Source organism: Streptomyces sp. Ag82_O1-12 (genome assembly GCF_900182715.1).
In the GTDB taxonomy this organism is placed as follows: Bacteria; Actinomycetota; Actinomycetes; order Streptomycetales; family Streptomycetaceae; genus Streptomyces; species Streptomyces massasporeus.
Genome location: NZ_FXUW01000001.1, coordinates 1,769,900 through 1,784,423, shown reverse-complemented (window position 1 = coordinate 1,784,423; position 14,524 = coordinate 1,769,900). Strand labels below are relative to the sequence as shown.

General features: G+C 73.2%; 9 protein-coding genes. 7 read left to right on the top strand and 2 right to left on the bottom strand.

Annotated elements, in window-relative coordinates; genetic code table 11:
- Positions 1-89: 89 nt before the first annotated feature.
- Both recN and QOL88_RS08215 read left to right on the top strand, forming a co-directional pair.
- Positions 90-1,808 (top strand): DNA repair protein RecN, encoded by a 1,719-nt coding sequence (gene recN, locus QOL88_RS08220; RefSeq protein ID WP_097215795.1) that lies wholly within the window; start codon positions 90-92, stop codon positions 1,806-1,808.
- Between the two features lie 211 nt (positions 1,809-2,019).
- The gene (locus QOL88_RS08215; protein WP_097215794.1) at positions 2,020-3,162 is read left to right on the top strand and encodes a glycosyltransferase family 4 protein; all 1,143 of its coding nucleotides are present in this window, start codon (positions 2,020-2,022) and stop codon (positions 3,160-3,162) included.
- Positions 3,163-3,197: 35 nt separating this feature from the next.
- Here QOL88_RS08215 and QOL88_RS08210 read toward each other — a convergent pair whose 3' ends face one another.
- Positions 3,198-4,877 carry a PucR family transcriptional regulator gene (locus tag QOL88_RS08210; RefSeq protein WP_097215793.1) on the bottom strand — a complete coding sequence of 560 codons (1,680 nt, stop codon included), beginning with the start codon at positions 4,875-4,877 and terminating at the stop codon, positions 3,198-3,200.
- A 125-nt stretch (positions 4,878-5,002) separates the two neighbouring features.
- Here QOL88_RS08210 and QOL88_RS08205 point away from each other — a divergent pair, with 125 nt between their 5' ends.
- Positions 5,003-5,959, top strand: coding sequence for an LLM class F420-dependent oxidoreductase (locus QOL88_RS08205; RefSeq protein ID WP_097215792.1), 957 nt, complete (start codon positions 5,003-5,005; stop codon positions 5,957-5,959).
- Positions 5,960-6,095: 136 nt separating this feature from the next.
- On the opposite strand, the gene QOL88_RS08200 is transcribed toward QOL88_RS08205, so the two are convergent.
- Entirely contained in the window at positions 6,096-7,898 is a 1,803-nt protein-coding gene (locus tag QOL88_RS08200) for a glycoside hydrolase family 15 protein (RefSeq protein WP_097215791.1), read from the bottom strand.
- A gap of 526 nt (positions 7,899-8,424) precedes the next feature.
- On the opposite strand from QOL88_RS08200, the gene pyrG reads away from it, so the two are divergent.
- From pyrG to ald, 4 genes are all read left to right on the top strand, one after another.
- Positions 8,425-10,083: a CTP synthase gene (gene pyrG, locus QOL88_RS08195; protein WP_097215790.1), complete on the top strand. Its 1,659-nt coding sequence runs from the start codon at positions 8,425-8,427 to the stop codon at positions 10,081-10,083.
- A 94-nt stretch (positions 10,084-10,177) separates the two neighbouring features.
- On the top strand, positions 10,178-10,804 hold the full coding sequence (locus tag QOL88_RS08190; RefSeq protein WP_097215789.1) for an NUDIX domain-containing protein: 627 nt from the start codon (positions 10,178-10,180) through the stop codon (positions 10,802-10,804).
- A gap of 296 nt (positions 10,805-11,100) precedes the next feature.
- Positions 11,101-13,140: a tetratricopeptide repeat protein gene (locus tag QOL88_RS08185; protein WP_097215788.1), complete on the top strand. Its 2,040-nt coding sequence runs from the start codon at positions 11,101-11,103 to the stop codon at positions 13,138-13,140.
- 138 nt (positions 13,141-13,278) lie between these two features.
- On the top strand, positions 13,279-14,403 hold the full coding sequence (gene ald / locus QOL88_RS08180; RefSeq protein WP_179878801.1) for an alanine dehydrogenase: 1,125 nt from the start codon (positions 13,279-13,281) through the stop codon (positions 14,401-14,403).
- Positions 14,404-14,524 lie beyond the last annotated feature (121 nt).

The following is a 14,524-nucleotide window of genomic DNA, read 5'->3' as shown; positions in this document are numbered from 1 at the left end:
ATGGGCGCCGCCACACTCGTGGGTGACAAGAGTGGGCCAGTCGCAATCCGTGGCTGGGACCTCGTAAGGTCGTGTCCGTGTTGGAGGAGATGCGGATACGGTCGCTCGGCGTGATTGACGACGCCGTGGTCGAGCTGTCGCCCGGGTTCACCGCGGTCACCGGTGAGACGGGTGCGGGCAAGACCATGGTGGTCACCAGCCTGGGGTTGCTGCTGGGCGGGCGGGCCGACCCCGCGCTCGTACGGATCGGGGCCGGCAAGGCCGTCGTGGAGGGGCGGATCACCGTCGCCCGCGACGCCACGGCCGCGGTACGCGCCGAGGAGGCCGGGGCGGAGCTCGACGACGGGGCCCTGCTGATCAGCCGTACCGTTTCGGCCGAGGGGCGCTCGCGGGCGCACCTGGGCGGGCGCAGCGTGCCGGTGGGCGTGCTGGCCGAGCTCGCCGACGAGCTGGTGGCCGTGCACGGGCAGACCGACCAGCAGGGGCTGCTCAAGCTGTCCCGGCAGCGGCAGGCGCTCGACCGGTACGCGGGCGACGCGGTCGGCGGGCCGCTGGCCAAGTACGGCGAGGCGTACAAGCGGCTGCGGGCCGTCTCCGCCGAACTCGACGAGATCACCACCCGGGCGCGTGAACGGGCCCAGGAGGCCGACCTGCTGCGCTTCGGGCTCGACGAGATCGCCGCCGTCGAACCCCGCGCCGGTGAGGACGTGGAGCTGGCCGAGGAGGCCGAGCGGCTCGGGCACGCCGAGGCGCTGGCGTCCGCCGCCGCGTCCGCGCACGCCGCCCTCGCGGGCAACCCCGAGGACCCCGAGGGCGTCGACGCCGGGACGCTCGTCGCGGGCTCCCAGCGGGCTCTGGACGCCGTACGGTCGCACGATCCGGCGCTGGCCGCGCTCGCGGACCGCATCGGGGAGATCGGGATCCTGCTCCGCGACGCGGCGGGGGACCTGGCGGGTTACGCCGACGACCTGGACGCCGATCCGCTGCGGCTTTCGGCCGTCGAGGAGCGCCGGGCCGCGCTCACCGGGCTGACGCGCAAGTACGGCGAGGACATCGCCACCGTGTTGGCATGGGCCGAGCAGAGCGCCGCCCGGCTGACCGAACTCGACGGCGACGACGAGCGGATCGGGGAGCTGACCGCCGAGCGGGACGCCCTGCGGTCGGAACTGGGCGGGCTGGCGCAGGCGTTGACGGACGCCCGGACGGAGGCCGCCGAGCGGTTCGCCGCCGCCGTGACCGCCGAGCTGGCCTCGCTCGCCATGCCGCACGCGCGCGTGTCCTTCGACATCCGGCAGACCGAGGACCCCGAGGGCGTCGAGGTCGGCGGCCGTCCGGTCGCCTACGGTCCCGCCGGCGCCGACGAGGTCGAGCTGCTGCTCGCCCCGCACCCGGGCGCGCCGCCCCGGCCGATCGCCAAGGGCGCGTCCGGCGGCGAACTGTCGCGGGTGATGCTGGCCGTGGAGGTCGTGTTCGCGGGGACGGATCCGGTGCCGACGTACCTCTTCGACGAGGTCGACGCCGGGGTCGGCGGCAAGGCGGCGGTCGAGATCGGCCGACGGCTCGCACGGCTGGCGAAGAGCGCGCAGGTCGTGGTCGTGACGCACCTGCCCCAGGTGGCCGCCTTCGCCGACCGGCAGCTGCTGGTGGAGAAGACCAACGACGGGTCCGTGACCCGCTCGGGCGTCAAGGTCCTCGAGGGCGAGGACCGGGTTCGGGAGCTGTCCCGCATGCTCGCCGGCCAGGAGGACTCCGAGACGGCCCGGGCGCACGCGGAGGAGCTGCTCGCGGCGGCCCGGGCGGACGGCTAGTAGTCAGCGGCGTACCGGCGGCGGTGCGGCAAGGCCGGGCGGGTCGCCCGATTTCACTCGTGTGGGTGACCCGGCCCGGCGCATTCCCCCGCTGCCGCGCCCCGCTGTCGCGCCGCGGGGGGTTCCGGCGTTCCCGGAACCCCCGTATGTCCTGGCATCCTTGGCGGAGTACGCGTCGTGACCGCCCGACCCGAACCAGGAGCCCGGCCACGTGACCCCCGTGAGCAGCCCCTCACCGCACGGCCAGTTGCCGCTGCGCACCGTGCAGGTGCTGGGCGGAGGCAATGCCGCCAGCAGTGCGCATGTGCGCTCGCTGGCCGCGGGGCTCGTCGCGCGGGGCGTGAAAGTCACGGTGTGCGCCCCCTACGAGGCCGACCGCGCCTATGACTTCAGCGGTGTCGGGGCCGACCACGTGCACGTGCCGCGCAGCAGCGACCCGGTGTCGGTGGCGGCCCTGCGGGCGGCCTGCGCCAACGCCGATCTGGTGCACGCGCACGGACTGCACGCCTCCTTCCGCACCGTGCTGGCCCTCAGCGGCCGACGGGTGCGGACCCCGCTGGTCGTGACGTGGCACGACCGGGCGCACGCCGACGGCGCGCGTGCCCACATGCTGCGGGCCCTGGAGCGCAGGGTCGTGAAGGCGGCCACCGTCGTGCTGGGCACGACCTCGCCGCTCGTGGACCGGGCCCGGCGCACCGGCGCGCGGGACGCACGGCTCGCGGCCGTCGCGCTGCCCGGCCCCAGCAGGCCACTCGAACCCGACGACCCCGACCGGCTGCGGCCCAAGGTGCGTGCCGAACTCGGCGCCATCGGACGGCCCTTGCTGATCGCCGTCGGCTCCCTGGAACGGCACCGCGGATACGACGTGCTGCTGGACGCCGCGCGCGCCTGGCGCCGGCTCGATCCCGTGCCCCTGGTCGTGATCGCGGGGGAGGGGCCGCTGCGCGGTGAACTCCAGGGGCGGATCGAGGAGGAGGGGCTGCCGGTCCGGCTCATCGGGCGGCGCGACGACGTCACCGACCTGCTCGCCGCCGCCGACCTCGCCCTGCTGCCGAGCCGCTGGGAGGCGCGCTCCGTCCTCGCCCAGGAGGCCCTTCACGCGCGCGTGCCGCTCGTCGCGACGAACGTCGGCGGCATCCCCGAACTCGTCGGCGACGCGGCCGAACTCGTCCCGTACGGGGACGCGAAGGCCCTCGCCGAATCCGTCGTACGGCTTCTCGGCGACCGGGCCCGCCGGGACGCGCTGACCGCCAAGGGCGCCCGGCAGGCGGCCAGCTGGCCGACCGAGGACGAGACGGTCGCCCAAGTGCTCAGCGTGTACGACGAGTTGACCCAGCCCCGGCCCCTCCCGTAACCACCCCGGCCCCTCCCGTAACAGCCCCGGCAGCCCTACGGGACATGCCTGCGGGCCCGCAGGGCCAGGCTCAGGGCCAGGACCGTCTGCGGGTCGTCGAGGTCCGTGCCCAGCAACTCCCCGATGCGCGCCAGCCGGTTGTACAGGGTCTGCCGGTTCAGATGCAGCTCCCGGGCGGTCTCCGCCTTGCGCCCGGCGTGGGCGAGGTAGGTCGTCAACGTGGGCAGCAGCGGCGGCCGGGAGCGGCGGTCGTGCTCCAGGAGCGGGCCGAGGGCCCGGTCGACGAAGGCCGCCAGGTCCGGTTGGTCCCGCAACCGCCACAACAGCAGGTCGATGTCGAGGCGACGGGCGTCGTACCAGGGCCGGTCCGGCAGACCCTGCGCCGCCGTGGCCGTCTCGGCCGCGTGCCGCAGCCCCGAGGCCGCGGCCGGCCAGCCGCCGGCCGTCCCCACGACCACCACGGGCGGCTGTCCGCCCGGCCGCGGCATCCCGGCCCGGCCCACACCGGCCCGCAGCGCCGCCGCGACCCGGTCCGCGACCGCCGCCCGCTCCGACTCCGCCCGCAGCCCGAGCAGCACCAGCACCCGGCCCTCCATCGGCCGCACGCCCAGCAGCACCGGCACCCCCACCGACGCCAGCTCCTCCGAGACGGCCCGGGCCAGCACCGCCCAGCCTCCCCCACTCTCGGCTCCGCTCGAGCGGGCGGTACCCCCATCCGGGGACAGGGCGTCCCCGAGCCGCATCACCACCGGCAGCAGCGGCCCTTCGCCCGGCCGGAAGCCCAGCACGCGTGCCTGAGCCGGGGCGTCCTCGGCCGTCACCCGGCCCTCGGCGAGGTCCGTGAGGAAGTCGCCCCGCCCGCGCGCCGCCAGCTCCTCCTCCTGGCGGGCCTGCATCAGCACCACGGCCAGGATGCCCGCGGCCCGCTCGGTCGCCATCCGGTGCACCGGCGCCAGGGGCGTGCGCACGGGCAGCAGGACCAGACGCGCCCGGACGCCCCCGCTGCCGGGCCCGCCGCCCGGCACGTCCACCAGCACCGAACCCGCGAGCGGCGGCTCGTCCCTGTGCTGGCCGCGCAGCCCCTCCCACACCTGGAGCGGGTCCGCGCCCTCGGGACCGGCCCCGGCCGCGTACAGCAACTGCCCGTCCGCCGTCTCCAGGAACACCGGATTTCCGGCGAAGTCGGCCAGGATGCCCAGCACTTGGGGCACACCGCCGCCGCCCAGCACGGCCTGCGTGCAGCGCCGGTGCACCTCCTCGGCCCGCTGGAGCAGGGCGTAGTGGCCGTTGACGATCTCGGTGTGGACCTCCTCCGTGACCGTCACGAACGGCACCTCGCGGTGCAGCTGGACCAGCGGCAGCCCGGCCGTGCGTGCCGTGTCGACGAGGGCCGCGGGCAGCCGGGTGAAGCGCGGGCCGAGCTCCACGACCAGGGCCGCGATGCCGCGCTCGGCCAGGGTGCGCACGAACGCCCGCTGCTCGGCGGGGCGGGTGCCCAGGCCGTAGCCCGTGGTCAGCAGGAGCTCGCCGCCCTTGAGCAGGGAGGCGATGTGCGGCACCTCTCCGGCGTGCACCCAGCGCACGGTCCGCCCGAGCCGCTCCGCGCCCGCCAGCACCTCGGGCAGCCCGCTGCGCAGCCCCGGCAGCTCCAGCGCCCGCTGCACGGTGATCCCGGCGCCCTGGGTGTCGTAACCGCTGTCCGTCCCGCTGTCCATGTGCCGGACGCTACCCGCGCGGGTGCCTCCCGGACATCTCCGGACGGGCACCGGGACGATCACTTCCCGGATCCCGCCGTGGATCTCCCCGGATTGCCGCGTGTTCGACCGGGTACGGGCGCCCCATGGACATGAGCGTGGTCGCGGTGGGGCGGGAGGACGACAGTCCGGTCGAGGAGCCGTTGCGGGTCGCGGTGCTCGCCGACCGGCTCGGTTACCGGGAGGTGTGGGCGGGCGAGGGACCCACATGGGACTCGTTCGTCCTCGCGACGGCGATCGGCGCCGCCACCGAGCGGGTCGCGCTGACCGCCGGACCCGTGCCGGTGTCGGTGCGCGATCCGCTGACCATCGTCCGGGGCGCCGCCTCCACCGCGGCCGTCACCGGCCGGCCCGTCGGCGTGGCCCTGGGCACCTCCAGCAAACGCGTCGTCGAGGGCGTGCACGGTCGGCCGCGCACCCGGCCCGCCGCCACCCTCGCGGAGTCGGCGGCGGCCGTACGGGCGCTGATGGACAGCGTGCCGGGCGAGCCGATCGTGCCCGGCAGCGGCTTCCCGCGCCGGCTGCCGCCGCCCGGCGGCACGGTCACCGTCGCCGCGTTCGGGGAGAAGGCGGTCGGCGCGGCCGTCGCGCACGCCGACCGGATGCTGCTCGACATCGTCTCGCCCGAGCAGGTCCGGATACTGCGGGACCGGATGCTCGCCGCCGCCGAGAAGGCGGGCCGCACGCCGCCGCGGCTGGCTGCCTGGCTGCCCGCCGCCGTGGATCCGGAGCCGGAGTCGCTCACCCAGGTCCTGCGCAGCGTCGTCGGCTATCTCGCCGTGCCGGGCTACAGCGACATGTTCGTCGACGCGGGGTTCGCCGAGGTCGTCGAGCTGGCCGCCAAGGGCGCCGACGCCGACACCCTGCTGCGGGCACTGCCGCCCGAGGCCGCGGGCACGGTCGCCCTCGTGGGCGACACCGACACCGTCCGCGCCCGTATCGCCGCCTACGCGGAGGCCGGGCTGGACGAGATAGCCCTCGTCCCCGCCACGGCCGCGGATCCCGCGGGGGAGCGCACGCTCACGGCCCTCAGGCCGAGGTGACGCCCCGCGAGGGGCTGGAGTGAGGCCCGGTGAGGGGCTGGAGTGAGGCCCGCGAGGGCCGCAGTGACGTCCCCGCGAGGGCCGCAGTGAGGCCCGCGAGGGCCGTGAGCGTGCGCTCCCCCGCGGGCCGCCCCGCTCAGCCCCCGTACGCGCCCGAGGCCGTCAGACGCAGCGCCGTGTCGATGAGCGGCACGTGGCTGAACGCCTGGGGGAAGTTGCCCACCTGACGCTGCAGGCGCGGGTCCCACTCCTCGGCCAGCAGACCGAGGTCGTTGCGCAGGGACAGCAGCTTCTCGAACAGCTTGCGGGCCTCGTCGACGCGGCCGATCATCGCCAGGTCGTCGGCCATCCAGAACGAGCAGGCCAGGAACGCGCCCTCGTCTCCGGGCAGACCGTCGACGTTCTCGTCGCCGCTGGTGGTCGGGTAGCGCAGGATGAAGCCGTCCGACGTGGACAGCTCACGCTGGATCGCCTCGATCGTGCCGATGACCCGCTTGTCGTCCGGCGGCAGGAAGCCCATCTGCGGGATCAGCAGCAGGGAGGCGTCCAGCTCCTTCGAGCCGTACGACTGGGTGAAGGTGTTGCGCTCCTTGTCGTAGCCCCGCTCGCACACGTCCCGGTGGATGTCGTCGCGCAGCTCGCGCCAGCGCTCCAGCGGGCCGTCCGCGTCACCGGACTCGATCAGCTTGATCGTGCGGTCGACCGCGACCCAGGCCATCACCTTGGAGTGCACGAAGTGGCGGCGCGGGCCGCGCACCTCCCAGATGCCCTCGTCCGGCTCCTGCCAGTGGTCCTCCAGGTAGCGGATCAGCTTCAGCTGGAGCAGCGCGGCGTAGTCGTTGCGCGCGAGGCCCGTCATGTGGGCCAGGTGCAAGGCCTCGGTGACCTCGCCGTACACGTCCAGCTGGAGCTGGTGGGCCGCGCCGTTGCCGACCCGGACCGGGCCGGAGTTCTCGTAGCCCGGCAGCCAGTCCAGCTCCGCCTCGCCGAGCTCGCGCTCGCCGGCGATGCCGTACATGATCTGCAGGTTCTCCGGGTCGCCGGCCACCGCCCGCAGCAGCCACTCGCGCCAGGCGCGGGCCTCCTCGCGGTAGCCGGTGCGCAGCAGCGAGGACAGCGTGATCGCCGCGTCGCGCAGCCAGGTGTAGCGGTAGTCCCAGTTGCGGACGCCGCCGATGTCCTCCGGCAGGGAGGTGGTCGGCGCGGCGACGATGCCGCCGGTCGGGGCGTACGTCAGGGCCTTCAGCGTGATCAGCGAGCGGACCACTGCCTCCCGGTAGGGGCCGTGGTACGTACAGTGGTCGACCCACTCGCGCCAGAAGTCCTCCGTCGCCTCCAGCGACTGCTCCGGCTCCGGCAGCGGCGGCGGCTCCTTGTGCGAGGGCTGCCAGGAGATCGTGAACGCGATCCGGTCACCCGGCGCGACCGTGAAGTCCGCGTAGGTCGTCAGCGACTTGCCGTAGGTCTCCGCGGATGTGTCGAACCACACGGAGTCGGGACCCGCCACGGCCACCGTGCGCCCCTCGTGCTTGTGCACCCACGGCACCACCCGCCCGTAGGAGAACCGCATCCGGAGCGCCGAGCGCATCGGCACCCGGCCCGAGACGCCCTCGACGATCCGGATCAGCTGCGGGGCGCCGTCACGCGGCGGCATGAAGTCGGTCACCCGGACCGTGCCCCGCTGGGTGTCCCACTCGGACTCCAGGACCAACGAGTCGCCCCGGTAGCTGCGCCGCGCGGCGGTGGGGGGCTGCTGGTCGGAGGCGTACGCGGGACCCAGCCGCCAGAAGCCGTGCTCCTCGGTGCCCAGCAGGCCGGCGAAGATGGCGTGCGAGTCGAAGCGGGGCAGGCACAGCCAGTCGACTGTGCCGTCCCGGCAGACCAGAGCGGCGGTCTGCATGTCTCCGATGAGTGCGTAGTCTTCGATGCGCCCGGCCACGTGCAACTCCAGTCGAACGGCCACGTCACCCCACGAGGGGGCTGTCGCTAGTGCGGTCAAGGGGGGTTCAGCAGGTCTCGCGTTGCGTCATTGAGAGATGAAGCAAAACAGGTCACTCGGCCGTGATGCAAAGCGCCAATTGTTGCTCAACGAACTGACGAGCTCACGTTGTTCCGGTGCTTACGGGCGGGGGGTGGTGCCGTTGGGCCGGACGGGCTCGGCAGCGAGTGTCCGAGCAGGATACGACGCACGCAGATGATCCGGGTGCCCGTCCAGGCAAGGTGGATACGCCGAACGAGTGAGCAACGGGTGAGGGACCGGTGACGGTGATCGTCTCCGTGTCGGGATGTGTGCGGAGCGTGGCCGGAAGCCGTCGCCCCGCGGCGCTGATACGCTGGTAGCCCGTGGACCGGTGGGCCCCTTCCCGACAGGGAACCCCCGAACCGCAGCGACGGCGCCCCGGAGTTTTCCGGCAGGCAGCCGCACCGCACCTCCAGACCGCGACCACGGGAGCCCCGTCTTGGCCATGCCGCCCGCCGCTTTTCGTAATTCGACGACCAAGCACATCTTCGTCACCGGGGGTGTCGCCTCCTCGCTCGGCAAGGGGCTGACGGCCTCCAGCCTCGGCATGCTGCTCAAGGCCCGCGGTCTGCGCGTCGTGATGCAGAAGCTCGACCCGTACCTGAACGTCGACCCCGGCACGATGAACCCCTTCCAGCACGGTGAGGTGTTCGTCACGAACGACGGCGCCGAGACCGACCTGGACATCGGCCACTACGAGCGTTTCCTCGACCGCGACCTGGACGGCTCCGCCAACGTCACCACGGGTCAGGTGTACAACACCGTGATCGCCAAGGAGCGGCGCGGCGAGTACCTGGGTGACACCGTGCAGGTCATCCCGCACATCACCAACGAGATCAAGCACCGCATCCGCCGCATGGCGACGGACGAGGTCGACGTCGTGATCACCGAGGTCGGCGGCACGGTCGGCGACATCGAGTCGCTGCCGTTCCTGGAGACCGTCCGTCAGGTCCGTCACGAGGTCGGCCGTGACAACGTCTTCGTCGTCCATATCTCGCTCCTGCCGTACATCGGCCCCTCGGGTGAGCTGAAGACGAAGCCCACCCAGCACTCGGTTGCGGCCCTGCGCAACATCGGTATCCAGCCGGACGCGATCGTGCTGCGCTGCGACCGCGAGGTGCCCACCGCGATCAAGCGGAAGATCTCGCTGATGTGCGACGTCGACGAGGCCGCCGTCGTGGCCTGCCCCGACGCCCGCTCGATCTACGACATCCCGAAGACCGTGCACGGCGAGGGCCTGGACGCCTACGTCGTCCGCAAGCTGGACCTGCCGTTCCGCGACGTGGACTGGACGACCTGGGACGACCTGCTCGACCGCGTGCACAACCCCGACCACGAGATCACCCTCGCCCTGGTCGGCAAGTACATCGACCTGCCCGACGCCTACCTGTCGGTCACCGAGGCGCTGCGCGCCGGCGGCTTCGCCAACCGGGCCCGCGTGAAGATCAAGTGGGTCACCTCCGACGACTGCAAGACCCCGGCGGGCGCGGCCCAGCAGCTCGGCGACGTCGACGGCATCTGCATCCCCGGCGGCTTCGGCGACCGCGGCGTGCTCGGCAAGGTCGGCGCGATCAAGTACGCCCGCGAGAACAAGATCCCGCTGCTCGGCCTCTGCCTCGGCCTGCAGTGCATCGTGATCGAGGCCGCGCGCAGCCTGGCCGACATCACCGACGCCAACTCCACCGAGTTCGACCCGGCCACCGGCCACCCCGTCATCTCCACCATGGCCGAGCAGCTCGACATCGTCGCCGGTGAGGGTGACATGGGCGGCACCATGCGGCTCGGCATGTACCCGGCGAAGCTGGCCGAGGGCTCGATCGTGCGCGAGGTGTACGACGGCAAGGAGTACGTCGAGGAGCGCCACCGGCACCGCTACGAGGTGAACAACGCCTACCGCGCCGAGCTGGAGAAGAAGGCGGGCATCCAGTTCTCCGGCACCTCCCCGGACGGCAAGCTCGTCGAGTACGTCGAGTACCCGCGCGACGTCCACCCGTACCTGGTCGCCACGCAGGCCCACCCGGAGCTGCGCTCCCGGCCGACGCGTCCGCACCCGCTGTTCGCCGGGCTCGTCAAGGCTTCGGTCGAGCGGAAGACTTCGAAGTAACACACCAGTTGTACGGTGGCCGGGGTGCATCCCTTCAAAGGGTGTGCACCCCGGTTTCGTTTCGGCAGGTCGCGCGGCACGTGGAAGGACAGGCATGACGATCAAGGACACCCCGGAGGAGTGGGAGATCCGGGCGACTCAGACCCCCTTCACGGGCAACAAGACCTCCGTCCGCACCGACGACGTGGTCATGCCCGACGGCACCGTGGTCGGCCGTGACTACCAGGTCCACCCCGGCTCCGTGGCCGTCCTCGCCCTCGACGAGGCCGACCGTGTCCTGGTCCTGCGCCAGTACCGCCACCCCGTCCGCCACAAGCTGTGGGAGATCCCGGCCGGACTGCTCGACGTCCCCGGCGAGAACCCGCTGCACGCCGCGCAGCGCGAGCTGTACGAGGAGGCGCACGTCAAGGCCGAGGACTGGCGGGTGCTGACCGACGTCTACACCACACCCGGCGGCTGCGACGAGGCCGTCCGGATCTTCCTCGCGCGCGATCTGTCCGAGGCCGAGGGCGAACGCTTCGCGGTCGAGGAGGAAGAGGCCGACATGGAGCTCGACCGGGTGCCGGTGGCGGACCTCGTCCGGGGTGTCCTGGCCGGCGAGCTCCACAACAACTGCCTCGTCGTGGGCGTGCTGTCCCTGGTGGCCGCGCGCGGTGGCGACGGCCTGGACGCCCTGCGTCCGGCACAGGCGCCCTGGCCGGCGCGGCCGTTCGAGGCGTAGGCGCTCCGCTGGGTGCTGCGAGGGGTTCGTGCCGCGCGGGTCGTCGTTCGGGTGCGGCTGCGTCGTGGCTTGGCGCGCCCGCGCGGCGGAGCCGCAGATCAGGCACAGCCCCGCGCCCCTTTGGGGCGCGACCCTGACGCTGTCGGTCCTACGATCTGCTGATCCGATCGGGGGAAGTGGTCGTCCCGCCCGCCGCGCTCCACCCGGGCCGTTGCAGAGCGTGAACTAGGCTCTGTGGCACGCCCGAACCGGAGTCCCGGCGGGCTCGCGTGTGCGGTGGGACGGGAGTGTGGCCCGTGACGGATCAGGTCGTGGAGACAGGCGACGTGCGGCCGGCCGGGCGCGCTGCCGGGGACATCGAGTTCCTGGGCCGCACACGGGAGTTGAAGGAACTGCGCGCCGACATCGAGCGCGCCGGACTGGACACCCTGGCCGGCCGCAAAGCACCCCGCGCCCGCGTGCTGCTCATCGCCGGCCGGCCCGGCTCGGGCCGCACCGCACTCGCCGGGGAACTCGTCCGGCAGGTCGCGGACCGTTACCCCGACGGGGTACTGCGCGCAAGCCTCACCGAACCCGACGGCACCCCCGTCCCCGTCGGACGGGCCGCCCGGGACCTCCTCACCGCCCTGGACGAGCAGGCGCCGGCCGGGGCCTGCGAGGACGACCTCACCGACGCCCTGCGCACCGCCCTGGCCGACCGCCGGGTGCTGCTCCTGCTGGACGACGCGGCCGACGCCGAACAGGTCGACGCCCTGTTGCCCGACACACCGGACTGCCTCGTCGTCGCGGTCTCCGAAGGCCCGCTGACCGGCATCTCCGACGTCCGCCCCTGCACCCTGGGCGGTCTGGACGCCAAGTCCGGAGTGGAGCTGCTGGCCCGTCACACCGGCTCGGTCCGCATCACCGTCGACCCCCGGGCCGCCGAGGGCCTCGCCGAGGAGTGCCAGGGGCAGCCCGCCGCGCTGATGCTGGCGGGCGGCTGGCTCGCGGCCCGCCCCCAAGCCGCCGTCTCCGACCTCGCCAAGCAGCTGCGCGCCGAGGACACCGAGGGCACCGCCCTCACCCGGGTCTTCCGGCTCGCCCACGCCGCCCTGCCCGCGACCGCGGCCCGGATGCTGCGCCTGCTCGCCCTCGCCCCGGCCGGGCTGGTCGACCCGCAGACCGCCTCCGCCCTCGTCGGCTCCTCGGTCGGCAGCGCCCGCACCCTCCTCGACGACTTCGTCGCCCTGGGCTTCCTGCACGCGGTGGACTCCCCGCTGCCGCAGTACGAGGTACCCGGCTGTCTGCACCCGCAGCTGCGGATCCTCGCCGAGCACCACGAACGCCCCGCCGAGCTCCAGCTGGCCCGTGCCCGCATGCTGGAGCGGACCGTACGGCTGCTCCAGGCCTGCCGGGCCATCACCGAGACCGACAGCCCCCAGGCCCGCCAGAAACTCCTCGACATGCCGCGCGCCCTGCGCTTCGCCACCCCGCGGGCCGCCGCCGACTGGCTGCGCCTGACCCGGCCCGCCCTGCTGGCCTCGGCCCGGCTCGCGGTCGCCGACGGCGAGCTCGACACCCTGGCACGACGGCTGATGTCCCAGCTGGTCCGGGCGATGGCGGCCCACATCGGCACCCAGGCCGCCGCGCCCGACCTCTACGACATCCACCGGATGGTCCTCGGCGTCGCCGAGCGCCGGAACCTGCCCCGCGAGCGCGCCGCCGCCCTGCTCAACCTCGGCGACCTCGACGCCCGCACCGGCCGCACGGCCGACGCGCTGACGCGCTACCGGGCCGCGCTGGACGCCGGGCGCGAGGTGAACGACCCGTACGCGACCGGCCGCGCGATGGAATCCGTAGGCGGCGCGCATCTGGACCTCGGCGACTTCGACCGGGCCGCCGACTGGTTCGGACGCGCCCTGGTCGAGCGGCTCGCCCGGGGCGAGCGCGCGGAGGCCGCCCGGCTCTACGGGCGGATCGCCGCCGCCCACACCTTCGCCGGCCGCTACGGCGAGGCCCTGCGGAACTGGCGCGCGGCGATCGCCGGACACCGCAAGAACGGCGACGTGGCCGCCCAGGCGCGGGCCCTGAGCGAGCTGGCGCGGGTCCAGGAGTACGCGGGCCGCCCGGAGGAGTCGCTGCGCACCTGCCGGGAGGCCGTGGAGTGGGCCCGGCGCGCCGAGGATCCGCGGTTGCAGGCGGCCCTGCACCTGCGGGTCGCCGACACCCTGGAACACCTCGGTGACCCTGCCTCGGCCGCGCTGCACCGGGGCGCCGCCGAGCGGATTCTCGGCGAGTCAAACCTTCAAAATGACCCTGACGCCTGCGAAATCCGTACCGCATCACTCGAAGATTGATGCAATGAAAGGCTAGACAGCGAGAACACCTTCATTAGACTGGCTCTGCCGCACGTTCTCCTGCGGTCTCTCCCGGTGTGCCCGTGCGTGCCCGGGTATGTCTTAGTAAGACCCCCCATACCCTCTGAGCCAAGGACCGTGATCGACGTGAAGGTCGGCATCCCCCGCGAGGTCAAGAACAACGAGTTCCGGGTGGCCATCACCCCCGCCGGCGTGCACGAGCTGGTGCGCCACGGCCACCAGGTCGTCATCGAGCGCGACGCCGGCGTCGGCTCCTCGATCACGAACGAGGAGTACGTCGCCGCCGGCGGGCGGATCCTGGACACCGCCGACGAGGTGTGGGCCACCGCCGACCTGCTGCTGAAGGTCAAGGAGCCCATCGCCGAGGAGTACCACCGCCTCCGCAAGGACCAGACGCTCTTCACCTACCTGCACCTGGCCGCCTCCAAGGAGTGCACGGACGCCCTCCTTGAGTCCGGCACCACCGCCATCGCCTACGAGACCGTCGAGCTGCCCAGCCGCGCGCTGCCGCTGCTCGCCCCGATGTCCGAGGTCGCGGGCCGACTGGCCCCGCAGGTCGGCGCCTACCACCTGATGCGCGCCAACGGTGGCCGCGGTGTGCTGCCCGGCGGTGTCCCCGGCGTGCTGGCCGGCCGTGCCGTCGTGATCGGCGGCGGTGTCTCCGGCTGGAACGCCGCGCAGATCGCCATCGGCATGGGCTTCCACGTGACCCTGCTCGACAAGGACATCAACAAGCTCCGCGAGGCGGACAAGGTCTTCGGCACGAAGATCCAGACCGTCGTCTCCAACGCCTTCGAGCTGGAGAAGGCCTGCCTGGAGGCCGACCTCGTCATCGGCGCCGTGCTGATCCCCGGCGCCAAGGCCCCGAAGCTGGTCACCAACGAGCTCGTCTCGCGGATGAAGCCCGGAAGTGTCCTTGTCGACATCGCGATCGACCAGGGCGGCTGCTTCGAGGACTCCCGCCCGACCACCCACGCCGAACCGGCCTTCCGGGTCCACAACTCGGTCTTCTACTGCGTCGCCAACATGCCCGGCGCGGTGCCGAACACCTCCACCTACGCGCTGACCAACGCGACGCTGCCGTACATCGTCGAGCTGGCCAACCACGGCTGGGCGGACGCGCTGCGCCGCGACCCGGCGCTGGCCAAGGGCCTCAACACGCATGACGGCAAGGTCGTTTACCGCGAGGTCGCCGAGGCGCACGGCGTGGAGCACGTGGAGCTGACCTCGCTGCTCGGCTGAGCCCCCACAGCCGCAAAGTCGGCTAAGTGACCAACCGGCAAAGGCGATACGTCAACCCCGGTCGTCAACGCCGCGCACCCGGCCGGACCTTGCCCGACAAGGTCCGGCCGGATGTGTGTAT